This is a genomic window from Bacillus paramycoides, from assembly GCF_001884235.1.
GTDB classification, from domain to species: domain Bacteria; phylum Bacillota; class Bacilli; order Bacillales; family Bacillaceae_G; genus Bacillus_A; species Bacillus_A paramycoides.
Genome location: NZ_MAOI01000008.1, coordinates 48,106 through 72,241, shown reverse-complemented (window position 1 = coordinate 72,241; position 24,136 = coordinate 48,106). Strand labels below are relative to the sequence as shown.

The following is a 24,136-nucleotide window of genomic DNA, read 5'->3' as shown; positions in this document are numbered from 1 at the left end:
TAGAATGGGAGGGGGATGGAGCTTCTGACAAAGAGGTACTTTTTACCTCGGCGGAAGAAGCGAAGCCACCGACCATTCTAGCCGCTGGAGCTGGATACATTTAAAAGCGGAAGCGCCCTATCAACAGGGCGCTTTTTTATATCATGCAATCCCCTGTTTACATAACCAACCTAGTATTCGAACAAATATATCGACTTACCGAAAATTCCCGATAAACGCAAACCATCCACATACCCCGCTAATTGTTAACATACACCAATCGGACTACTCCCAAAATAACAAAATAAAAGGCTATCGCGCACGCGCGATAGCCTTTTATTGCACATATGCAGCTAATGCTTCTAAAGCTTCTTCTGCATCTGAACCTTCTGTTGTAATTGTTATCATGCTACCCGTTCCGATTGCTAAGCTCATAATCCCCATTATGCTCTTTGCGTTAACTGCCTTTCCATCTTTCTCGATGAAAATATCAGAATGAAAACGATTTGCCTCTTGTACAAACAACGCAGCCGGACGTGCTTGTAAGCCGTTTTTTAATGAAACTTTAACCCGTTTTTGAACCACAGCTCCATTTCCCCTTTAACCTCTTATTTTTTTACTACCGTTTCTCCCGCGCGTAATTTCTCTGCAATCTCATCGATTTTACGCAAACGATGATTAATACCCGATTTACTAATTTTTCCCCCGGATACCATCTCACCTAACTCTTTCAATGTTACATCTTGATAATCTATCCGCAACTGTGCAATTTCTCTTAGTTTATCTGGCAAAATATCAAGACCAACCGTCTCATCAATATAGCGGATATTCTCAATTTGCCTTAACGCTGCACCAATTGTTTTATTTAAATTGGCCGTTTCGCAGTTAACTAAACGATTTACTGAATTACGCATATCGCGAACAATTCGAATATCTTCAAATCTTAAAAGTGCATTATGGGCACCTATAATATTTAAAAACTCTGTAATTTTCTCAGCTTCTTTCAAATACGTAATGTACCCTTTTCTTCTTTCCAACGTCTTACTATTTAAATCAAATCCGTTCATCAGTTCACATATAGAATCATTATGTTCCTTATATAACGAAAAGATTTCTAAATGATAAGATGATGTTTCTGGGTTATTTACTGAACCACCTGCTAAAAATGCACCGCGCAAATACGATCGTTTACAACATTTCTTCTCAATTAATTCCTGTGATATATTTCGAATAAACGAAAAATCATCTCGAACAATGTGAAGATCTGCTAGTATTTCGCGAGACTTCTCAACAAGCCGCACGATATATACATTATTTTTCTTCAATCGCATTTTTTTACGAACAAGTAATTCTACCGTCACATCATATCCTTTTTTCAAAAGCGTATAAATCCTTCTTGCAATTGCTGCATTTTCCGTTTGAATATCGATAGATAGGCGACGATTTGAAAAAGAAAGCGATCCGTTCATTCGAAGCAACGCCGATAATTCTGCTTTCTCACAGCATTCCTTCACTTCAAGATTGGTCAACTCTTTCTTTGTTTCTGATGCAAATGACACAGTCAACACCTCCTTATACTATTATTGCGGAACAAAAATCTTGTCCTATATGAATGAGGAGCGTTATCTCATCAAGAGATAACGCACATTTATAACAGTGAATATAAAATAGAAGCTAACTTTAATGTATCATGTCTTACAACACGATCATCATACTTCGCTAATTGCTCTTGAATTACATCAATACCATTTTCAGCAAAACGGTCTTCATCCACTACAACTGGTTCCGACATTTCTTCCTCATATAACTTACGTAATTCACAAGGGATATCACGATTATTTACAATTGCAGTATCAATAAACGGTTTACCTAAATGATCATGCAACGCCTGCACATGATCAAACGCAGTATAACCCATCGTTTCACCCGCTTGCGTCATAACATTACATACATATACCTTCTTCGCTTTTGCAGCAAGAACAGCGTCCCCAATTTTGTTAACAACTAAATTCGGTAATATACTCGTGTACAGACTTCCTGGACCGAAAACAAGCAAATCAGCTCGTTTAATTTCAGTCAACGTTTCATATAGCGGTTCTACATCTTCTGGAGTTAAAAAGACACGATTAATCTTCTTCCCGAAATAAGGGATCTTTGATTCACCTGTTACAATTTCTCCATCTTCTAGTTCTGCATGAAGCACCGCACTTTGATTCGCTGCTGGCAATACACGTCCTCTGACATTTAATACTTTACTCGTTTCCGTAATCGCATGGTAAAAGTCTCCTGTAATCGAAGTCATACCTGCCAATAGTAAATTTCCTAACGCATGCCCTTTCAATCCGTCTCCAGTTGTAAAACGGTGCTGAAATAAAGCTTCCACTAATGGTTCTACATCCGATAACGCAACAAGTACGTTACGAATATCACCTGGAGGTGGAATTTCTAACTCATCACGTAGTCTACCTGAACTGCCTCCATCGTCGGCTATCGTTACAACTGCTGTAATATCAACAGGATATTGTTTTAATCCTCTTAATAAAACAGAAAGTCCAGTTCCTCCTCCCATGATGACAATTCTAGGTTTTCGCTCTTTTTTCATCCCTTAATGGCCCTTTCTCTTCTCCACATCACGATGAGATACATGAACGCTATACTCTGGTTTCAAATGTTTCCCAAGGTACTCTGTAAGCGTAACAGAACGATGTTGTCCACCTGTACATCCAATCGCAATTACAAGTTGACTCTTACCTTCTCTTTTATAATGAGGCAGCATGAAAGTGATAAGGTCCGTCAATTTCTCTAAAAACTTATGTGTTTCATTAAATTTCAACACATATGACGAAACTTCTTCATCTAGTCCTGTTAATGGCTTCATATGTGGAATATAATATGGATTTGGTAAAAAACGCACATCAAATACTAAATCAGCATCAATTGGAATTCCGTACTTAAATCCAAACGACATAACATTTACACGGAATGCTTGCTCAGTTTCTGTTGAGAACAAGTGAACAATTTTTTCTCGTAATTCTTTCGGTTTCAAATCAGATGTATCAAGCACAATATTCGCTCGCGCCTTCATATCAGTTAATAAACTACGCTCTGCTTCAATTCCCTTTAATGGCAAGCCAGTTGGCGCAAGTGGATGCGAACGTCTCGTTTCTTTATAACGAGTTACAAGTGTGCTATCTTTCGCATCTAAAAATAAAATATGAGGGATAATCCATGTGCGTTCTGATAAATCGTCAAGTGCTCCCCATAAATATTCAAAAAACTCTCGGCCACGTAAATCAATACCGAGTGCAACTTTATTCATTTTTCCTTTTGAATCTGCCATAAGTTCAATAAACTTCGGCAATAACATCGGTGGTAAATTATCTACACAAAAATATCCTAAATCTTCAAAACTTTGTAACGCTACCGTTTTTCCAGCTCCAGACATCCCTGTAATAATTACCATTTTTATATCATTATTCTCTGTCATCGTATCCTCTCCTTGAAGGTTTAACTCGGATCTAATCGATATGAAAGCAACTCAAAATCTGGGGTATATACAAATGTACCGTAGATTATACCATTCCCTTTAATTAAATAATCAATAATGTGATAATCTCCTGGTGCCATTGCTAAATCATCAATTTTATCAAATGTATGCCAACCAATGATGCCTTCTTCGCTCTCTAATTTGTTTTCTCCTGCAAAATCTGTTGCTAAAAAGGAGAACATCATCCATTCAGAAACAACCTTATCACCTTCTTGGATGACAAAGGTGAAGACCCCCTTTAACGCTGGGTTCTTTAAATAAATACCTGTTTCTTCACGATACTCGCGAACAACTGATTCTCTTACCGTCTCACCACGTTCCATCTTTCCACCTGGTGCAACCCACCAATTTCGGCGAGGTTTTTGAAGTAAGAGTACTTCATTATCTCTAATTAACACACAGTTTGTCACTCTTTGCATGTTTCTTCACCTCAGCTACTTGCAGCAAAATTTCTCACTGCATACTCATTTCATTATACTATCAAAAACAATTTGCTACAACGAAGGAGCCAGTCCCCTTTCGCTAAGCACATAACATGAAACAATTGTAAAAAAGCTTGCTATAACAAGCAATCTAAACGCTCTGATTCCCATTAAAACGTATAAAAATCCCCTTAACGATTTTTATCATCAAGGGGATTAAAGTACTTATTTCTTACCGAAATAAGTAACAATCGCAAATCCTAAAATAAAAGTAATGATTGAACTTACAACTGACATTCCACCAGTCGGAATACCAGGGAACACAATTACAATCGATCCGATAACAAGTCCAATAATTGCTGCAAACGTCATACTCTTATAACGCTCTAATAGATAACTAATTCCTTTACTACTTACAACAAATCCAGCCATAACTCCGGCACCGATAACCACGATTAATGGTAAATTCAATGTAGTTAAAGCGTTAATTGCTGTTGGATACACACCAATAATTAACAAAATAAACGATCCACTAATTCCAGGAAGAAGCATAGCCATACTAGCCATCCATCCTGCGAAAAATAAACCAATTGTATTTAAAATTGTTAACGTCGTAATCGGATCTGCCGCTTTATCCGGCTTGAAGAAGGCCGTTATAGCTACAAGAATTGCTGCAATTACCAATACGACGATATGATTTCCTTTAAATGTTTCTTTCGCATCAGCTTCTCTCATTAACATTGGTAAAATGCTAATAATTAAACCGAGGAAGAAAAACTGGGTTGGTTCATAATGATTTGCAAGTAAGTATTTAATAACATGACTTAATGTCAAAAACGCTGCCGCTACACCAGCTGCAAGTGGAATTAAAAACCCTAAATGTTTTTTCCATTCACGACTAAAGAAACCGCTAATTGCTGCAAGCAATTGTTCATAAATCCCTAATACAACAGCGATTGTTCCGCCGCTCACACCAGGAATTAAATCACTAACGCCCATACAAAATCCACGGTATATATTACGCCATTCCATACTGAATAAATTCCTCATTTCTTATAGTGATTTTTTCCGTAAAGTCCAGTATATCAATAAGAAAGCTTATAATCCTAATTGTTTTTGACAAAATTTTGACATTTTTACATAAAAAAAGAAAGCTCCTATCGGTAGCTCTCTTCTCAAAAGGTATATTACCCCTTATTTTTCTGTTGCAGTTTTTAGTTCTTCTAACAATTCTTCTACATAGTGTTGTGCACTTTGTGCTGCAATACTGCCATCGCCTGTTGCAGTTACAATTTGACGAAGCATTTTTTCGCGAACATCACCAGCTGCGAAAATACCAGGAACTTTCGTTTCCATACGCTCATTCGTTTCAACATAACCATTTTCATTTGTAATACCAAGCTCAACAAACGGTTTTGATAATGGTAGCATACCGATGTATACGAAAACGCCGTCAGTTTTGACTTCTTGTTCTTCACCGCTGTTTACATCTACAAGTGTTACACTTCCTACTTTACCATTTGTATCGTTAATTTCTTTTATATTGTGATTCCAAATGAAATCTACTTTCTCATTTTGGAAAGCACGATCTTGTAAAATTTTCTGTGCACGAAGAGTGTCACGACGGTGAACGATTGTTACTTTTGATGCGAAGCGTGTTAAATATACACCCTCTTCAACAGCAGAGTCTCCCCCGCCAATTACAACAAGTTCTTTCCCTTTAAAGAATGCGCCATCACATACTGCACAATATGATACACCGCGGCCGCCAAGTTCTTTTTCACCAGGCACACCAATTTTTTTATATTCTGCACCGCTTGCAACGATAATTGCACGTGCTTTATATTCTTTTTTACCAGCTACAATTGTTTTGTACTCTTTACCATCGATGACTTCTTTCACATCACCGTATGCATATTCAGCACCAAATTTCTTCGCGTGCTCAAACATTTTATTTGATAGATCTGGTCCTAAAATAGACTCATAACCTGGATAGTTTTCTACATCTTCCGTATTTGCCATTTGTCCGCCTGGAATACCGCGCTCAAGCATCAGTGTGCTTAAATTCGCACGAGATGTATATACTGCAGCTGTCATACCAGCTGGTCCTGCACCAATAATAATGACATCATAAATTTTTTCTTCTGACACACTATTCACTCCTATTCATTCATACACGTTAAGTTAACCTCATTATACTGTTAGCATCATTTTTTTCCCAATGATTTGCTTATCTTATGTGTGCGTACGCTTAACAGCCTGCACATACTTTCGTACAGTGGCTACAGATACATTATATACATTTCCAAGCTCCGCCTGTGTCATCTTATTTCTTTGTTCGCCACGCACAATATATTCAATTGCTGCTGACCAACCGTACACATTTGTAAAGATTGCCCCAGATGTATATAAACGTATGAACGTACAAAACCAAAAATGTAAACACTCTTCGATTAATTCATCATCTTTTTTCGTATAATTGTATAATGCATCCGCGATTCGCACGCACTGTTCAAATTGCTGTAAATCAGCCGGAATGCTTTTATGACTATTAAGTAAAAAGAAATACTTTGCAAGTTGCGATACGATTGGAACACCATTTTTCGCTTGCGTTACATCAAAGAAGAAACCAACCTTCTCTGGCGTTGACAATTCATTCATTAAATATAAAGCTAGCATTTGCTCTTCTAGCGTCGCACTTTGCTGAAATGATTTTCGTAATTCTTCAAATAAAAGGTTTTGCCCCTCATCTGCTAAATTCAGTGCATTCCACGGTTCTTTTCCCTTTTTATCAGGATGCAATTCTACAACATGTTGCCACATCTTTTCAGCTACTTGTTGATCTTCCACCATATAAGCAGAGTATGCAAACCAATAATAGAAACTAACGTCTCCTTCGTATCCTTGACGCTTTAATACTTTGAACCATTTATATGCATGTTCGAAATGACCGATTGTTGCAAGTGTTGTTCCAAGTTTCAAACGGTGCTCAAATGAAATTGGATATACCGAAACTAACTGCCCTGCTAATGTCTCTACTTGCTTATGCTCTCCAATTGAATATAGAAAAATAAGCGTATTACAAAGCGCATGCATATTACCAGGGTTTTTCTCTAAAATCATTTCTGTTAACTTGAGCGCTTGATCTACATTACCTGATTGAAAATGTGCAATCGCTAAATTATTATGGCCCGACCAAAATTCTGGATATTCTTTCGTAACAACTTCTAGTGTAGCAATGGCCTCTTCTAATTGTCCGTTACGAATGTATCGATTCGCCTCTTCCTGCATGACAATTAGCTCATCTTCATCCTCAATCTCTTCCGGACCCATTGCTTCCTCTTCCATAATCTCAAGCAATTCTAATGTATCTTCTACGAATTCCTTCTCCACCGCAACTTCTAAATAACGCTCTGCATACTTCTTCGCCTGTTGAAACAAGCCCATATACGCATAATTATTTGCAATAAAATAATAGCATTGTTCAAGTTCCGGGTTAGATCTAACAAGCTTTAGAAATGTTTGATTCGACTCTTGATATTCACCAGCTTCAGATAACGCTATTGCTAATTGGCATAAAATAAACGGCTCCTTCTCGCTTTGTGCCGCTCTTCGAAAATATTTAATTGCATCTTGCAATTTTTGCCCTTTATAAGCCCTCATCCCTTTTTTATAAAAGAAATCCGCTAATTGATTAAAAGAGATAACTTGTCCGTTCTCCTTATATATTCTTTGATTTTTCCCCATATATCCTCCAGTTTTTTGTTTTCTTCGTTCACACATTCTTTTATCTATAAGTATAAACGATTCCGTAAAAAACAAAACAGTATATTATAATCAATTATTTCCTTTTTATTCATAAAAAGAGAAGGGAAATGTTACATTTTTAACATCAACCTTCCCTAGCAGCCATTTCTTCTTTCGTATAAATAATACGCATCGGATTTCCGCCTACGAAAGAGCCAGCTGGTACATCTCGATGGACAAGTGTACCAGCTGAAACGATAGCACCATCTCCAATCGTTACACCTGGTAAAATCGTCGTATTTGCTCCAATCATAACTTCATTCCCTATGACGATTTCTCCAAGCCGATACTCACGAATTAAATATTCATGTGCTAAAATCGTCGTATTATAGCCGATAATTGAATTGTCTCCCACAGTAATCTTTTCTGGAAACATAATATCTGGCATTACCATAAGTGCAAACGATGTTTTCTTTCCTACTTCCATCCGTAAAAATGTTCGATACAACCAATTTTTCACGGATAAAAATGGCGTGTAACGTGCGACTTGGATAATAATAAAGTTTTTCATTACCTTCCAAAAAGAAACAGTTTTATACACATTCCACAATGAATTTTCTCCTGAAACAGGGTAGCGCGTTGTCCGTCGCACTTAACTCTCTCCTCTACTCAGATAAAGTGAAACTTTAATCAGCGGGAGCTTTTTTCCCCACTGATTATTAGCCTTCATCAATCTGGCTTTTACAGGCAAACTTCCCACATAACTTCCTTACTACCCGTTAATGCGGGACAAAATTGGTAGTAAATCACTCATTTTATCTAGCACATAATCTGGTTTATACGCTTCTAAATACGCTCTACCTTTTAATGTCCATGAAACCGCTACTGTTTTCGTACCTGCATTTTTCCCACCGACAATATCATGATGATTATCACCAACCATCAATGTTTCTTCTGGTTTTGCCTCTAATAATCCCAACGCTTTTTGAAGCGGTTCTGGATGTGGTTTTACATGTTCCACATCATCAATTGTCACGACCACATCAAAAAATTGATCAAGTTTCGAAAGCTTTAATCCCATTTCAACCGTCTGTCTCGCTTTCGTTGTAACAATGCCGATTTTATAACCTTGCTTCTTCAATTCTTGAACAGTTTCATATACAGTTTCATATTCTTCTACTAATTCATCATGATGCTCGTGATTAAATTGGCGATAGCATGTAATCATCTCTTCAACCTTACTTGCATCAATCTTACTAAAAGTATCGTGCAAAGATGGACCGATAAATGGCAATACATCTTCTCGCTTATACTGATTTGGATAATAGGTATGTAACGTATGTAAAAAAGAAGAAATAATAAGTTCATTTGTATTAATTAACGTTCCATCTAAATCAAATAACACTGTATTTATTTTCATCATCTCTAGTCCTTTCGCTGCCCGAATATGAAAGAAGCAGCATCTTATATAAGATGCTACTTTTCTCTAATTTTCTAAATATCTTTTATCAGATTGCCCCATTTTTCGTCTCACAATAATGAAAATGATAGAAAGAACAACAATCCCAATTGACATTACTTGTGCAATACGAAGTGGTCCTAACATTAAACTATCTGTACGTAAACCTTCTACGAAGAAGCGCCCAATTGAATACCAAATCAAGTATGTAAAGAACAACTCACCGCGGCGTAAATTCACTTTTCGTAATGCAAGCAGTAAAATAACACCTGCAAAGTTCCATAATGATTCATATAAAAACGTCGGGTGATAATACACACCATCGATATACATTTGATTAATAATAAACTGTGGTAAATGAAGCCCTTCTAAAAACTGTCTCGTTACTTCACCACCGTGTGCCTCTTGGTTCATAAAGTTTCCCCATCGGCCAATTGCTTGTCCTAGTAAAATACTCGGTGCAGCAATATCCGCTAGCTTCCAAAACGAAAGTCCGCGTTTTTTCGCAAAAATAATTCCTGTAATAACAGCCCCGATTAAACCACCATGAATCGCCAAACCACCTTGACGAATATTAATAATTTGACTCGGGTTTTGAGAGTAATATTCCCATTCAAAAATAACATAGTACATTCTCGCAAAAAGAATGGCGATTGGTACTGCGATTAATACAAGATCAATAAATGTATCTTTTGGAATACCTAGCCTTTCTCCCTCGCGAGTCGCTAGCCAAAGACCTAATAGCACGCCTGTACCGATAATAACCCCATACCAATAAACAGGGAACGGTCCAAGTTGGATTGCTACACGGTCAAGCTGTGGTACAGAACCTAACAGCATATGTATGACCTCCCTCTCCAGAGTTTACTCTTGATTTCCTAACTCAATCGCACTCATTAATCGTTCAGAGAACTGTTGTGCCGCATTGACTCCCATACGTTTTAATCTGAAGTTCATCGCTGCTACTTCAATAATAACAGCCAAGTTTCGACCAGGACGAACTGGAAGTGTAATCTTCGTAATTTCTGTATCAATAATCTTCATCTTCTCTTCATCAAGACCTAAGCGATCATAATTTTTCTTTTGATCCCAAATTTCAAGATTAATAACAAGTGTAATACGCTTATAATTTCGTACCGCCCCTGCACCGAATAACGTCATTACGTTAATGATACCTAGACCACGAATTTCTAATAAGTGTTCAATTAAATCAGGTGAGCTTCCTACTAATGTGTCTTCATCTTCTTGACGAATTTCTACACTATCATCTGCAACTAGACGGTGGCCACGCTTTACAAGCTCAAGCGCTGTCTCACTTTTCCCGACACCACTTTGACCTGTAATTAAAACACCAACGCCATAAATATCTACTAACACACCATGAACAGCAGTTGTTGGCGCTAACTTACCTTCTAAATAGTTTGTTAAACGACTTGATAATCTCGTCGTCGTTTGAGAAGAACGTAATAAAGGCACGCCTGATTCACGTGATGCTTGTAATAACTCATCCGGCACATCTTGATTACGAGTTACAATAATACAAGGTGTCTCCTCAGTACAAAGCACTTTCATTCTCTCTTGCTTTTGCTCTGTCGTTAACGTATCAAAGAACGTAAGCTCCGTTTTTCCAAGAAGCTGCACGCGATCAGCTGGATAATATGTAAAAAATCCTGCCATTTCAATTCCAGGTCGTGATAAATCACTTGTATCAATCGGACGATGAATTCCTTCTTCACCACTTACTAACTCCAATTGAAATTGTTCCATTAAATCTTTTGTCCTTACTTTCGGCATATGTATAAACCTCCACTCCGCTGCGGGTTCAGTCTCATTTGATGTGAAATTCCATTCTAACGGATATTGTACCATTTTTTTCTTAAAACAAGAAACACGCTTTCTAATAAATAGAAAAAAACATTTCATACGAATGATGAAATGTTTTTCTTTTTGTCATTTTCTCTTTTTTTCATATAATGGTTCAACAATTGCCTTTTCAATTATCATATTAAAAATCGAAATACAAATTGCCGCGACAATCGCTACACCAAATCCGGATATATTAAAAGCATCCCCTAATAATGAATCTGCTATTTCTAACGTAATCGCATTAATAACAATTAAGAAGAAGCCGAAAGTTACAACAGTAATTGGTAGCGTAATTAAAATTAAAAACGGCTTTACGAACACATTTAAAATCGCCAATATAATACTCGCAATAATTGCAGTTTGTATATTTGCTACGTAAAACGCGTCTGGTGCAACCCCTTTTAAAAGTCCGGATACAGCGATTAACACAACGCTATTTACAAGAAGTGATACAATCCATCTCATTTCCTTACACATCCTTTTAACATATATATTTCATCATACGCTAATAGATAATAAACGCAAGTATCGTACAAACACTTATAACAGCTTATTCTATTTTTTATACTTGTATACCTACTAACAATCTTACCAATTTCCCTTAGTGTTTTTCTTTCGCAGAACCTCTATAAATTCCATTTTCTCCCCCATAAAATAAAAACCGAGTGTATTTTTTATCTTTACACTCGGTTTTCACTAACAAACTTATTGTGATAACTCTACTTCTTTTATTTTCTCTTTCATCCTTGTTTTATCACGATCTAAAATCTCTTTTAAATACTTACCTGTATACGAGCGTTCTTCTTTCACCACTTGCTCTGGCGTTCCGGAAGCAACGATTTGTCCACCTTTGTCTCCACCTTCTGGCCCAAGATCAACGATATAATCAGCTGTTTTAATAACATCTAAATTATGCTCGATTACAAGTACTGTCTCGCCACTTTCAACAAGACGCTGCAACACTTCCAGAAGACGTGCAATATCATGTGCATGTAAACCAGTCGTTGGCTCATCTAAAATGTATAACGTACGCCCTGTAGAACGACGGTGTAATTCAGAAGCTAATTTCACACGCTGCGCCTCACCACCTGATAATGTCGTAGCTGGTTGTCCTAATTTCATATAACCAAGCCCTACATCTACAAGTGTTTGAAGTTTACGCTTAATTTTCGGGATATTAGCAAAGAATTCTACCCCATCTTCAATCGTCATCTCTAACACTTCAGAAATGTTCTTATCTTTATATTTCACTTCTAACGTTTCACGATTGTAACGTTTACCGTGACAAACTTCACACGGAACATACACATCTGGTAAGAAGTGCATTTCGATTTTAATAATTCCATCCCCACGGCACGCTTCACAACGGCCGCCTTTTACGTTAAAGCTGAAACGTCCTTTTTGATATCCACGCACTTTCGCTTCATTCGTTTGCGCAAACACATCACGAATATCATCGAATACACCTGTATATGTTGCTGGATTTGAACGTGGTGTACGCCCAATTGGTGATTGATCAATATCGATTACTTTATCTAACTGCTCTAGACCTTTAATTTCTTTATGAGCCCCTGGCTTCGCTTTCGCTTTATATAGCTTTTGAGCTAACGATTTATATAACACTTCATTAATCATCGTACTTTTTCCAGATCCAGATACGCCTGTTACTGCTACAAATGTACCTAGAGGGAATGACATTTTCGCGTTCTTTAAGTTGTTTTCTTTCGCACCGACAATCTCCACTTTACGTCCATCACCTTTACGTCTCTCAAGTGGTACTGGAATAAACTCTTTACCGCTTAAATATTTCCCTGTTAATGAATTCTCGTCTTGCATAACTTCAGCTGGTGTACCTGCTGATACAACTTGACCACCATGGATACCTGCACCAGGTCCGATATCAAGCAAATAATCGGCGGCCATCATCGTATCTTCATCATGCTCAACAACGATTAACGTATTTCCTAAATCTCGCATTTCCTGCAATGTACGAATAAGACGATCATTATCGCGCTGATGCAAACCGATAGAAGGCTCATCAAGAATGTAAAGTACGCCCGTAAGACGAGAACCGATTTGCGTCGCTAAACGGATACGCTGCGCTTCACCACCTGATAAAGTTCCTGCGGCACGACTTAACGTTAAATATTCTAAACCGACGTTCACTAAGAACCCAACGCGCTCCTGAATTTCTCTCAAAATTAAATGAGCAATTTTTTGTTGTTTCTCGGTTAATTCAACATTTGAAAAGAAGTCCTGTACTTCTTGAACGGAATATTTTGTTACATCGGCAATCGTTTTATCACCAACGAAAACAGCTAAACTCTCAGGCTTTAAGCGTCCGCCTTTACACTTCGGACAAGCTTGCTCTGCCATATACTTTTCCATTTGTTCGCGAATATAATCAGAACTCGTCTCACGATAACGACGCTCGATATTTGGAATAACGCCTTCAAATAAAATCTCATTTTCCTTTACTTGACCAAATTCATTCACATAGCGGAAATAAACCTTCTCTTCACCGCTTCCGTACAACACTTTATCAAATAAATCTTTCGGTATATCTTTCACCGGCATATCCATATCGATGCCGTAATGATTACACACAGATTTTAATAATTGCGGGTAATATTGCGAACTTGTCGGTTCCCAAGGAGCAATCGCATGTTCATTTAATGATAAATCCCAGTTCGGAATAACAAGTTCTAAATCTACCTCTAGCTTTGAACCTAGTCCATCACAAGAAGGACATGCACCAAATGGGCTATTGAAGGAGAACATACGTGGCTCTAATTCCCCGATTGAAAAACCACAATGCGGACAAGCATGATGCTCACTAAATAGAAGTTCTTCTTCTCCCATTACATCGATTAAAACTCGGCCTCCGCCAAGCTTTAAAGCACTTTCGAGTGAATCTGCAAGTCGGCTTGCAATTCCTTCTTTCACAACAATACGGTCAATAACAACTTCAATTGAATGCTTCTTATTTTTATCTAACGTAATCTCTTCAGATACATCCAGCATCTCTCCATCCACGCGCACACGAACATAACCTTGCTTCTTAATATCTTCTAGTACTTTCACGTGTGCACCTTTACGCCCTGACACGATAGGCGCTAGCACTTGCAACTTCGTACGTTCAGGATATTCAAGCACACGGTCTACCATCTGTTCCACTGTTTGTGATGTAATTTCAATTCCATGATTCGGACAAATCGGCGTACCAATTCGCGCGAATAATAAACGTAAATAATCATAAATCTCCGTTACCGTTCCAACCGTTGAACGAGGATTACGACTCGTCGTTTTTTGATCAATTGAAATCGCTGGAGATAAGCCTTCAATCATATCAACATCCGGCTTATCCATTTGTCCTAAAAACTGACGTGCGTACGCAGATAAAGATTCCACATATCTGCGCTGTCCTTCTGCATAAATCGTATCGAATGCTAACGATGATTTCCCAGAACCAGACAATCCCGTCACAACAACAAGCTGATTTCTCGGAATGGTTACGTCAATATTTTTTAAATTATGCGCTCTAGCACCTTTTACAACAATAAAATCTTTACTCACTCTTGTCACCCTTCCGCTTTTAATTCTAATAGTAAGTCTCTTAATTCAGCTGCACGCTCGAAATCTAACGCTTTTGCTGCTTCTTTCATCTCTGCTTCCATCTTTGCAATTGTCTTTTCACGTTCTTTTTTCGTCATCTTCTTAGCTGGTACTGCTTCATATGTTTCCGTATCCTCAGCTGCTGTTGTCGCACGAATAACGTCACGTACCCCTTTTTGAATCGTCTTCGGTGTAATACCATGCTCTTTATTGTAAGCTTCTTGCAACTGGCGCCGACGCTGCGTTTCTTCAATCGCAATTCCCATTGATCTTGTTATGCGATCTGCGTACATAATAACTTGACCGTTTTCATTACGTGCTGCACGACCAATCGTTTGAATTAACGAACGCTCTGAACGTAGGAATCCTTCTTTATCAGCATCTAAAATAGCTACAAGTGATACTTCTGGAATATCTAATCCTTCTCGTAATAAGTTAATACCGACAAGTACATCAAACTTACCAAGACGAAGGTCACGAATGATTTCAATACGTTCTAACGTTTTAACTTCAGAGTGAAGATAGTTCACTTTAATTCCTACATCTTTTAAGTAATCCGTTAAATCCTCTGACATTTTTTTCGTTAAAGTCGTAATTAATACACGTTCATTTTTTGCAATGCGATCTTGAATCTCTCCTAATAAATCATCAATTTGCCCTTCAATTGGTCGTATATCAATTGGTGGATCCAAAAGCCCTGTTGGACGAATAATTTGTTCTATTACCTCCGGTGACTGCTCTAACTCGTATGGTCCTGGCGTTGCCGAAACGTAAATAACTTGATTCGTTTTCTCTTCAAACTCATCAAACATGAGCGGTCTATTATCTAAAGCTGATGGCAGACGGAATCCATGATCCACAAGCACTTGCTTACGTGCTTGGTCCCCGTTATACATCGCTCTTACTTGCGGCACTGATACGTGCGACTCATCCATAACAATTAAGAAATCCTCTGGAAAATAGTCTAATAACGTATACGGTGTTGCACCCGCTGGACGAAGTGTTAAATGACGGGAATAATTTTCAATCCCTGAACAAAAGCCCATCTCGCGCATCATTTCTAAATCATAACGTGTACGTTGCTCTATACGCTGCGCTTCTAACAACTTACCGTTATCGTTTAATTCTTTTAAACGCTCTTCTAATTCTTTTTCAATATTTTCAATAGCGACCTTCATTTTTTCTTCACGTGTAACGAAGTGAGATGCTGGGAAGATTGCTACATGATCACGTTCTGCTAACACTTCACCTGTTAATGCATTTACTTCACGAATACGATCGATTTCATCACCGAAAAATTCAATTCGAATACAATGCTCATCAAGTGATGCCGGGAAGATTTCAACTACATCTCCGCGCACACGGAATGTACCACGCTTGAAATCAATATCATTACGTCCATACTGTACATCAACAAGTTCACGAAGCAATTGATTGCGGTCCTTTTCCATACCAACTCGAAGTGAAACAACTAACTCGCGGTATTCTTCCGGAGAACCTAAACCGTATATGCACGACACACTCGCAACGATAATAACATCATCTCGTTCAAATAAAGCAGACGTTGCCGAGTGGCGTAATTTATCGATTTCATCATTAATCTGTGCATCTTTTTCAATAAACGTATCTGTTTGCGGCACATACGCTTCTGGCTGATAATAATCGTAATAACTAACAAAATACTCAACAGAATTGTTAGGAAAAAAATCTTTCAACTCACTATATAACTGTCCAGCTAACGTTTTATTATGAGCCATTACAAGTGTTGGCTTCTGCACTTCTTTAATGACATTTGAAATCGTAAATGTCTTACCCGTTCCTGTCGCTCCAAGCAACACTTGCTTTTTCTTTCCACTATTAATTCCCTCTACAAGCTTCTCTATCGCTTCCGGTTGGTCACCTTGCGGGGAATACGCTGAGATAATTTCAAATTGATGTTCCAAGTAAAATCCGACCTCCTCATAAAAATCTGTATTATTATTTTAACACGAATACCCATAAAAAACCTAAAAAAACGAACAGATATTCGGTAAAGTTTTCGACAAGTTATACATAGAAAAAGGAAGGAGTAAACACTACCTTCCTCTATCAATTTTATTTTATAGGTACATATAATAAGTCATATCCATTGCGTCCATTTTCACTCGTACAATCTATTAACCTATAAACAACCTCTACTTCACGCGACTCTTTTTCCTATTGTCATCCTCTCCTATACAAACTGTTTGTATACCCTAAAAAGAAACCTATACTAAAATTACAAAAGCTACTTTCCTCTATGAAAGTAGCTTCTCTTTCCCTTTCTCCTTCTTAGGAAAAATCACATATGAAAATGAAATAACTGTATCCACTAAAAGAATAATCGCCCACACTTGGCTTACACGACTTGCTGCTTTATTTAAAACGATTCCTGACTCTAACCAATTTCCCCATTGTTCAAATGGGATAAGCCCATACACGAAGAAAAAGAACATATGAACAGCAACGAATAAAATAAGATGCAAAGCCCAATTTTTCATTTCCTGCTTCGCATAAGCCATGCCTGTCAATTCGATTTGTTCTTCAATAATAGGAATCGGTTCATTTCGCCATTTCGCAACTAGTTTCTGCACAAATATATCTAGTTTTCTCAAATCCTTTTTCCCATAAAAAACTGCATATAATAAGATGATTACCGTAATGATCTGGAAATTAGAGAACTTCCCTGTTTGATAATAATCCACTACCCCTAAAGTTAAAATAAATACTTCATTGACTAGCAGCACAATCCCCATAATAAAGCTCGCCTTTTTCAAGCGAAATCCATACCTTAGTAAAAAGAAACCGATAGCGGATAACCAAAATACAATCTCTGCCCCAATTAAAAAATACCATCGATATTCTGCGAGTATACTCATTTATCCTTCTCCCTTTCGTCATATATACGAAAAGCCTCATCCATATATACTAGAAGCTCTTCTTCAATTGGATACATACTCATTTTCTGCGAATCTTCTTTTGACTTTCTTACTTCCCACAATTTATCTAAAAATGCTTCATCACCATTTGCCATCTCTAAACATTTCTGCATTAATTTCTTTGTTGCCCCTTGTACTTCATCACAAGATGCTTCCTTATCGTCTTTCATAAAGTTACGTAATTGCTTTAATAAATCGACCCATTCTAAAACGTTTGGGTCTTCTTCACTCATGTTCGGTAAATTATGAAGCAACTTTTGTTCTTGCTTGGAAAAAACTTCATTTTGAAACATTTCACGTATACGAGGAGACTGTTTCGAAAGCTGAATGAGTTCAAACATAACTTTCCAATCCAGTTCCCCTTCCACATCCACTGAATAAACAACTGCCTGTAAAATACGTTCCATTCGATTGAACTTTTTCTGTTCTTCTTGCACAAACTTAAGTTGCTTTTCAAGCGATACTTTTAAATTGAGCTCACCTGTTATTAACATATTCGTAATCTCTTTTAATGAAAAACCCATTTCTTTTAAAAATAAAATTTGCTGCAAACGAATAACATCTCTCTCGCTATATAACCGATGTCCCCCATCCGTTTTCCCACTCGGATTTAATAAATCGATTTGATCATAATAGCGTAACGTTCTTACCGTAACCCCTGTTTCCTTCGTAAGTTCTTGAATCGAAATCACTGCCATCACCTCTTCTCTTTCATTATAAAAGATGACGTAACGTAACTTTCAAGTGATTTGTAAAAAAAATACAAAAAGCTGTTTATACTTTTTGTATAAACAGCTTTTATGGAAATAACACCTTTTGTATAGCGCACCCACACGATAATATAATCACTCCAATAACAACACTCGTTGCCGTTTTATGATAATGTGCTGAATTTAATAAATAGTACGATAAGCCTACAGTACCAATCATAATACATACACTTGGCACTGGATTACGAGAGAAATTTTGCATTCCCCAAAATAAAGCAAATATAGCCGTAGCGACACATAATATCGGTAATCCCATTCCACTTCCCCTTTATCTATCTATTTACTGGTCTTTGTTGCTAACACACTCGTTGATGCCATACTCATTATCAGCCTCTTTCTTATTTCTAAATTTCCACTTTGGCCAATAATTCACACCGTAATATACAAACTGTCCAACAACAAATAGAATGAACGGTGTTCCAGCGCTTCCGTAAACAATTAAATTATACAAACTCCATACAGCTAAACTAATCGCGAAAAATAACCCTACATATTTAAACGCTTTATCCGATTGAAATCTCTCAAACTCATCTTGCATTTTCTCTCTCCTTACTCCAGCGTAAATATTTCCTCCACTTTCATTCCAAAATATTTGGCGATTTTTAGGGCTAACTCTAGACTCGGGTTATAGTGATGGTTCTCAATCGCCACGATTGTCTGCCGTGTCACTTGCATCGCCTTCGTCATTTCAACTTGTGTTATATGATTTTGTTTTCGCAATTCTTTAATTATAAATATTTTCCAGTTTCAAGTGAAGATATCTTTACAAAAAAAGGTAAAAAAAGAGACATCTATAAGATGCCTCTTCGCTACTACATAAATCCTAACGCATATACAAGAACGTATCCAAGCACCGAAAGACAAACCGAGCCAATCAGCCCTGCCACAAATGCTCTACTTCCTAATTTGCGGAACGTTTTAAACTCTACATTTAAACCGAGCCCTGCCATCGCCATTGCGATAAGCATGTACGCAATTACTACAATATATCCGGCAACAACTTCTGGGATAATCCCAAGCGAATGCACCGCACTCATTGCTAAAAATCCGAAGATGAACCAAGGAATCGGAAGATCGCGCCACGACCCTTTTTCTTTGCTTCCCTCGCTCTTACCAAACCATAATCCAATTAATATCGCTACTGGTACAAGCATTGCAACGCGTGTTAATTTTACGATAACAGCAATATCAACTGCCGTACTTCCTCCTGGAGCCGCGGCCGCGATAACATGAGCGATTTCATGTAGTGTCGCACCTGAGAATACGCCGTAACCATACGGAGAAAAGCCAAGCACTGGATATAATAGCGTATAAATAAGTGTAAATATCGTACCTAAAATAGCAATAATCGCTGCCCCAACTGCTGTTTCCTCATCTTTCGCTTTCACTTGCGGTGCAATTGCCACGACCGCAGCCGCGCCACAAATTGCCGTCCCGCATGCTGTTAAAATTCCTAATTTCTTTTCTACTTTAAATACTTTCGTTAGTCCATAGACAACGAAAATTGTAAATGTAATAACAACCGCAGCGATGACCAATACTTTCGGCCCCGCCTTCGCAATATCTACAAGATTTAATCGCATTCCAAGTAAGATGATTCCGAAGCGAAGCAACTTCTTACTCGCAAAGTTCGTTCCCGCTATCGCTTCGTGAGGGATTCCAATCGCTGCTCGCCAAACCATCCCGATTAGAATAGCGATTACTAATTGTCCCATAATATTTAAAAATGGAAGCTCCGCTAAATATTTCGCAGCAATGGCGATTAATAACGTAATCCCAACCCCTTGCGAAAAACCAAGACGCTTCTTCTTTTGTATAACAAGTGTTTGTTCCACTTTGTACCACCCCAATAATCGTATTGGAACATGCATGTTCTTTCTAGTTACATTATAAGAGAGTTTTAATAATAAGTTTAATATCAATATTAAATCTCAATCATCAAAAAAACTTATGATAAAATGAAAGCAAAAATAAAGGAGCACATCCGATGAACGTCGACATTTTAAAGATTTTTGTGACCGTTGTTGAACAAAAGCATTTCTCGCGCGCTGCAGAGCTATTAAATCTTTCACAACCTGGTGTTAGTATGCACATTCGCAACTTAGAAAATGAGTTTGGAACTACACTTATTCAGCGCTCCCCAAAGCACGTCCAAGTTACAGAGGCAGGAAATATTTTATACATACACGCAAAGCAAATGCTCTCACTTTATGAAGATGCGAAACAAGAAATTAATGAATTGCACAACGTCGTAACGGGAACGCTGCGGATCGGCGCTAGCTTTACAATTGGTGAATACTTACTTCCCAAAATATTAGCGCGCTATGCTAATGAAAACCCGCACGTCGAAGTTCATACATTCATCTCCAATACAGAAGAAGTTTTGCAAAGCATTCGCTCTAATCAAATTGATATCGGCTTAGTGGAAGGCCAAGTCGTATACGCCGACGTAGATGTTGAAACTTTTATGCAAGATGAGATGAAGCTTGTCGTCCCGCCAAACCATCCATTGCTCCATACCGAGGAAATAAATGAAAATACTCTCCAAGATCAAGTCTGGGTATTAAGGGAGAGCGGTTCTGGCACACGCGCCTATAGCGATCGCTTTATACACCAACATCACTTAAAAATGAAGCGCTTCTTTACATTCAGCAGTATACAAAGTGTGAAGGAAGCCGTCGCTGCTGGGCTTGGCATCGCTATACTTTCGGATTGGACCGTGCGGAAAGAATTATTAGCAAAAGAACTATTCCACGTCCCCGTGCCTAACGAAAAGCTAATCCGCCCGTTCTCCATCGTACGCGGCAAATATTTCATCCCTTCTAAAGCCATTCAAGTCTTTTTAAATCATGTAGATTCTTTTGCAAAAAAACAGAGTTGACCTTCACATTAGTGTGAAGGTTTACAATACATGTAAAAGGAGTGAAATACAGTGCGAATTGGGGAGTTATCAAAAGAAACCGGGGTTAGCGAACGTTCACTAAGACATTACGAAGAAAAGGGATTACTCCCTTCAAACCGCCTCGAAAATGGTTATCGTGATTTTGATAAAAGTGCCATCGAAAAGGTAGCACTTATTCAAATGTACTTACAGCTTGGCCTAAATTTAGAAGAAACAGCACGAATGCTGCGCTGCCTTGAAATCGAGCCGCATTTATACGAAAATCCATGCAGTAGCATTCTCACACTTTACGAAGATAAGCTATGTGAAGTTACGAAACAAATCGAATTGCTCTCTAGTATTCAAGCCAACTTGCAAAAACACGTTTCACTCTTAAAACAAGCAAAAGAAAAGGAATGATGACATGTTTGTTATACACGGTAGTTCAAGAGAAAACGGAAATACGGAAGCCTTAACACATATGATGATTGACGGAACCGAAGCGGAGCAAATTTATTTGCGCGACCATACCGTTCATCCTATTACAGATCAGCGCCATGATGCGGAAGGATTCCAACCTGTAAATGACGATTACCAACAGTTAATTGAGCGCATGCTAGAACACGATACAATCATCTTTGCAACGCCGCTATACTGGTATGGAATGAGCGGTCATATGAAGAACTTCGTCGATCGCTGGTCTCAAAGTCTACGCGATAAATCCCTTCATTTCAAAGAAAAAATGAAAGGTAAAAAAATGTACGTTGTCATCGTTGGTGGAGATAATCCGAAACTGAAGGCATTGCCACTTATCGCCCAGTTCCAATATATCTTTGATTTTGTTGGTTCTTCATTTGAAGGGTATGTTATTGGTGATGCGAACGGACTAAACGAAATCCAAAATGATGCTGAAGCACTCGCAAAAGCACAATTGTATAATAATAAATTCAAAAATAGCAAACAGAAATGAGTTTGACAAATCCATTTGTATGCGCATACAATAAAAATAATCTTATGAAAGGAAGGTACTTTGACCAATGAAGTTCTAATTCTCTTATTTATTTCATCCATCACAAATAGTGAACAAAAATGATGAAAACTAGCAGGGGATTAGTCTGTCCATTTGTCGATACTTTCTTTCGAAACGATCATGTAAAAATATGTGCATCGCTTATTTATGTACGATTTTTACATTCAAGGGCGACGTTTATCCTCTCTAGTGAAACTAGGGAGGTTTTTTTATGACTATTTTATTCGCACGAAATATTGAAAAGAGCTTTGGTGATCGCACCATATTCACATTACCATCACTGGAAATTCAAGCACATGATCGCATAGGAATTGTCGGGGTCAACGGAGCGGGAAAATCTACGTTATTACAAATATTAAGTAAAGAAATAGAAGCTGACAAAGGTACAGTAACTCATCATAGTTCTATCGCCATCATTCCTCAGCTTAGCGTGGAAATACCGGAAAGCGCTTCTTCTCTCGCAAAAGGAAAATGGAGTATTTCAAACGTTGCAGATTCAATGAGCGGTGGTGAACGAATGCGCCTAAAGATTGCCCATGCTCTCGAACAGGATGCAGGCATTCTATTTGCTGATGAACCAACAAGCCACTTAGATATGTTCGGTACAGAGCAATTAGAAAAGGCACTTTTCTCTTATAAAGGTGCACTTGTTTTAATATCGCATGATCGCGATTTCCTAGATACCATATGTACCAAAATCATCGAAGTTGAAGACGGTACTATTCAAGAATATAAAGGGAATTATTCAAACTATCGAAAACAAAAAGAACGTGAGCGAATACAAAAACAAGCAGAATACGAGCAATATGTACAAGAAAAAAACCGTTTAGAACAATCAATTTTGCAAAGAAAGCAACGCGCTTCTAGCATGACAAAAGTCCCAACACGGTTCAGTTCATCTGAATCTAAACTTTATAAATTAAGTGGGGCTCATGGCCAAGAAAATGTTAGCAAAGCAGCGAAGGCATTAGAAACACGTCTCGAAAAATTAGAACAGAAGGAAAAGCCGAAAGATTTTTCTCAAGCCCGGTTTGACGTACAATACCATGCACCCATTCATAGTAAAGCGGTTGTACAGTTTAATAAAGCAACAAAGAAAATAGGGGACCGCACACTATTCCAAAATATGAGCGGAACTATCGCTCCCGGCGCAAAGCTTGCTATTTTAGGGGCAAACGGAAGCGGAAAAACGACATTGTTCAAAATGCTTCTCGCAAATGAGCATGGGATCCAGCTTTCGAAAAGTTGTAAAATTGGATACTTCGAACAAACATTATCTATTTTAAAAACGAATAAAACAATTTTGGAAAATGTTCTAGAAGAGACAAATTATACGGAATCGTTCGTTCGGACAATACTTGCTCGCCTTCTTTTTCGCCGTGAAGATGTTCATAAACCTGTGCACGTCTTAAGTGGTGGTGAACGGATGAAGGTTGCGCTCGCAAAAGTATTTTTAGGAAACTATAATATGCTTCTACTCGATGAACCGACAAACTATTTGGACTTAGCAACGCAAGAAGAATTAGAAAGCATGTTACAAGAGTATCCTGGCACTATACTTTTCATTAGCCATGACCGTGCCTTTATTCGTTCTGTTGCAGACCATATTCTACAAGTAGATGAAAACGAACCAAGAATCTTCCACGGCAATTACGAGCAATACACAAAAAGAACAACTCAAGCTTCTGTAAACGTTACTGAACAAGAATTATTACGATTACAAACAAAATTAACAGAAATCATCAGCCGGATTTCTATACCCAATCATCACGATGACATCACAATTCTCGAACAAGAATACGAAAAATTATTGGTTCAAATTCGAAAGTGTAAAGAAGCTCTCTAATGTCTTCCCTATATATC

Annotated in this window: 25 protein-coding genes and 1 pseudogene; 4 read left to right on the top strand and 22 right to left on the bottom strand. The window is 37.9% G+C overall.

Features of this window, described 5'->3' with window-relative positions:
• Positions 1–315: 315 nt before the first annotated feature.
• The 22 genes and pseudogenes from BAU28_RS00990 to BAU28_RS00890 form a co-directional block, all read right to left on the bottom strand.
• Positions 316–564 carry an HPr family phosphocarrier protein gene (locus BAU28_RS00990; protein WP_048370305.1) on the bottom strand — a complete coding sequence of 83 codons (249 nt, stop codon included), beginning with the start codon at positions 562–564 and terminating at the stop codon, positions 316–318.
• A gap of 23 nt (positions 565–587) precedes the next feature.
• Positions 588–1,538 carry a DNA-binding protein WhiA gene (gene whiA / locus BAU28_RS00985; RefSeq protein ID WP_025148222.1) on the bottom strand — a complete coding sequence of 317 codons (951 nt, stop codon included), beginning with the start codon at positions 1,536–1,538 and terminating at the stop codon, positions 588–590.
• A gap of 89 nt (positions 1,539–1,627) precedes the next feature.
• On the bottom strand, positions 1,628–2,581 hold the full coding sequence (locus BAU28_RS00980) for a gluconeogenesis factor YvcK family protein (RefSeq protein ID WP_071717454.1): 954 nt from the start codon (positions 2,579–2,581) through the stop codon (positions 1,628–1,630).
• A gap of 3 nt (positions 2,582–2,584) precedes the next feature.
• Positions 2,585–3,466 carry an RNase adapter RapZ gene (gene rapZ / locus BAU28_RS00975; RefSeq protein ID WP_025148220.1) on the bottom strand — a complete coding sequence of 294 codons (882 nt, stop codon included), beginning with the start codon at positions 3,464–3,466 and terminating at the stop codon, positions 2,585–2,587.
• A 20-nt stretch (positions 3,467–3,486) separates the two neighbouring features.
• Positions 3,487–3,945, bottom strand: coding sequence for an NUDIX hydrolase (locus BAU28_RS00970; RefSeq protein WP_001190083.1), 459 nt, complete (start codon positions 3,943–3,945; stop codon positions 3,487–3,489).
• Positions 3,946–4,173: 228 nt separating this feature from the next.
• Entirely contained in the window at positions 4,174–4,980 is an 807-nt protein-coding gene (locus BAU28_RS00965; protein ID WP_071717453.1) for a DUF368 domain-containing protein, read from the bottom strand.
• A gap of 162 nt (positions 4,981–5,142) precedes the next feature.
• The gene (gene trxB / locus BAU28_RS00960; RefSeq protein ID WP_071717452.1) at positions 5,143–6,099 is read right to left on the bottom strand and encodes a thioredoxin-disulfide reductase; all 957 of its coding nucleotides are present in this window, start codon (positions 6,097–6,099) and stop codon (positions 5,143–5,145) included.
• Between the two features lie 84 nt (positions 6,100–6,183).
• Positions 6,184–7,695: a tetratricopeptide repeat protein gene (locus tag BAU28_RS00955; protein ID WP_048370300.1), complete on the bottom strand. Its 1,512-nt coding sequence runs from the start codon at positions 7,693–7,695 to the stop codon at positions 6,184–6,186.
• 145 nt (positions 7,696–7,840) lie between these two features.
• Complete coding sequence (locus BAU28_RS00950) at positions 7,841–8,347, bottom strand: acyltransferase (RefSeq protein WP_048370296.1); 507 nt, start codon at positions 8,345–8,347, stop codon at positions 7,841–7,843.
• 120 nt (positions 8,348–8,467) lie between these two features.
• Positions 8,468–9,115 (bottom strand): pyrophosphatase PpaX, encoded by a 648-nt coding sequence (ppaX, locus tag BAU28_RS00945; RefSeq protein WP_071717455.1) that lies wholly within the window; start codon positions 9,113–9,115, stop codon positions 8,468–8,470.
• Positions 9,116–9,181: 66 nt separating this feature from the next.
• Complete coding sequence (gene lgt, locus BAU28_RS00940) at positions 9,182–9,994, bottom strand: prolipoprotein diacylglyceryl transferase (protein WP_048370294.1); 813 nt, start codon at positions 9,992–9,994, stop codon at positions 9,182–9,184.
• Positions 9,995–10,018: 24 nt separating this feature from the next.
• Positions 10,019–10,948, bottom strand: a complete 930-nt coding sequence (hprK, locus tag BAU28_RS00935) for an HPr(Ser) kinase/phosphatase (RefSeq protein ID WP_071717451.1) — start codon at positions 10,946–10,948, stop codon at positions 10,019–10,021.
• A gap of 156 nt (positions 10,949–11,104) precedes the next feature.
• Entirely contained in the window at positions 11,105–11,485 is a 381-nt protein-coding gene (locus tag BAU28_RS00930) for a phage holin family protein (protein WP_002174188.1), read from the bottom strand.
• A gap of 240 nt (positions 11,486–11,725) precedes the next feature.
• Positions 11,726–14,596: an excinuclease ABC subunit UvrA gene (gene uvrA, locus BAU28_RS00925; protein ID WP_071717450.1), complete on the bottom strand. Its 2,871-nt coding sequence runs from the start codon at positions 14,594–14,596 to the stop codon at positions 11,726–11,728.
• Positions 14,597–14,601: 5 nt separating this feature from the next.
• Positions 14,602–16,578 (bottom strand): excinuclease ABC subunit B, encoded by a 1,977-nt coding sequence (gene uvrB / locus BAU28_RS00920; RefSeq protein WP_071717449.1) that lies wholly within the window; start codon positions 16,576–16,578, stop codon positions 14,602–14,604.
• A 151-nt stretch (positions 16,579–16,729) separates the two neighbouring features.
• A pseudogene (locus BAU28_RS31650) lies at positions 16,730–16,828 on the bottom strand (DUF4362 domain-containing protein); the annotation flags it as partial.
• Positions 16,829–16,911: 83 nt separating this feature from the next.
• Positions 16,912–17,532, bottom strand: a complete 621-nt coding sequence (locus BAU28_RS00915; protein ID WP_048370286.1) for a hypothetical protein — start codon at positions 17,530–17,532, stop codon at positions 16,912–16,914.
• Positions 17,529–18,290: a MerR family transcriptional regulator gene (locus BAU28_RS00910; RefSeq protein WP_071717448.1), complete on the bottom strand. Its 762-nt coding sequence runs from the start codon at positions 18,288–18,290 to the stop codon at positions 17,529–17,531. The genes BAU28_RS00915 and BAU28_RS00910 overlap by 4 nt, the downstream gene beginning before the upstream one ends.
• Positions 18,291–18,390: 100 nt before the next feature.
• Positions 18,391–18,618 carry a hypothetical protein gene (locus BAU28_RS00905; protein ID WP_048370283.1) on the bottom strand — a complete coding sequence of 76 codons (228 nt, stop codon included), beginning with the start codon at positions 18,616–18,618 and terminating at the stop codon, positions 18,391–18,393.
• Positions 18,619–18,642: 24 nt separating this feature from the next.
• Positions 18,643–18,900: a hypothetical protein gene (locus BAU28_RS00900; protein WP_002174194.1), complete on the bottom strand. Its 258-nt coding sequence runs from the start codon at positions 18,898–18,900 to the stop codon at positions 18,643–18,645.
• Positions 18,901–18,911: 11 nt separating this feature from the next.
• Positions 18,912–19,100 (bottom strand): helix-turn-helix transcriptional regulator, encoded by a 189-nt coding sequence (locus BAU28_RS00895; protein WP_071717447.1) that lies wholly within the window; start codon positions 19,098–19,100, stop codon positions 18,912–18,914.
• A gap of 74 nt (positions 19,101–19,174) precedes the next feature.
• The gene (locus BAU28_RS00890) at positions 19,175–20,197 is read right to left on the bottom strand and encodes a YeiH family protein (protein ID WP_002174197.1); all 1,023 of its coding nucleotides are present in this window, start codon (positions 20,195–20,197) and stop codon (positions 19,175–19,177) included.
• A 152-nt stretch (positions 20,198–20,349) separates the two neighbouring features.
• Here BAU28_RS00890 and BAU28_RS00885 point away from each other — a divergent pair, with 152 nt between their 5' ends.
• The 4 genes from BAU28_RS00885 (at position 20,350) to abc-f (ending at position 24,119) form a co-directional block, all read left to right on the top strand.
• A complete protein-coding gene (locus BAU28_RS00885; protein ID WP_071717446.1) occupies positions 20,350–21,243 on the top strand; it encodes a LysR family transcriptional regulator in 894 nt (297 codons plus the stop codon).
• Positions 21,244–21,294: 51 nt separating this feature from the next.
• Positions 21,295–21,663 carry a MerR family transcriptional regulator gene (locus BAU28_RS00880; protein WP_048370279.1) on the top strand — a complete coding sequence of 123 codons (369 nt, stop codon included), beginning with the start codon at positions 21,295–21,297 and terminating at the stop codon, positions 21,661–21,663.
• A 4-nt stretch (positions 21,664–21,667) separates the two neighbouring features.
• Positions 21,668–22,213, top strand: a complete 546-nt coding sequence (locus BAU28_RS00875; protein ID WP_071717445.1) for a flavodoxin family protein — start codon at positions 21,668–21,670, stop codon at positions 22,211–22,213.
• A gap of 271 nt (positions 22,214–22,484) precedes the next feature.
• Positions 22,485–24,119, top strand: a complete 1,635-nt coding sequence (gene abc-f / locus BAU28_RS00870; RefSeq protein ID WP_071717444.1) for a ribosomal protection-like ABC-F family protein — start codon at positions 22,485–22,487, stop codon at positions 24,117–24,119.
• The last annotated feature ends 17 nt before the right edge of the window (positions 24,120–24,136 follow it).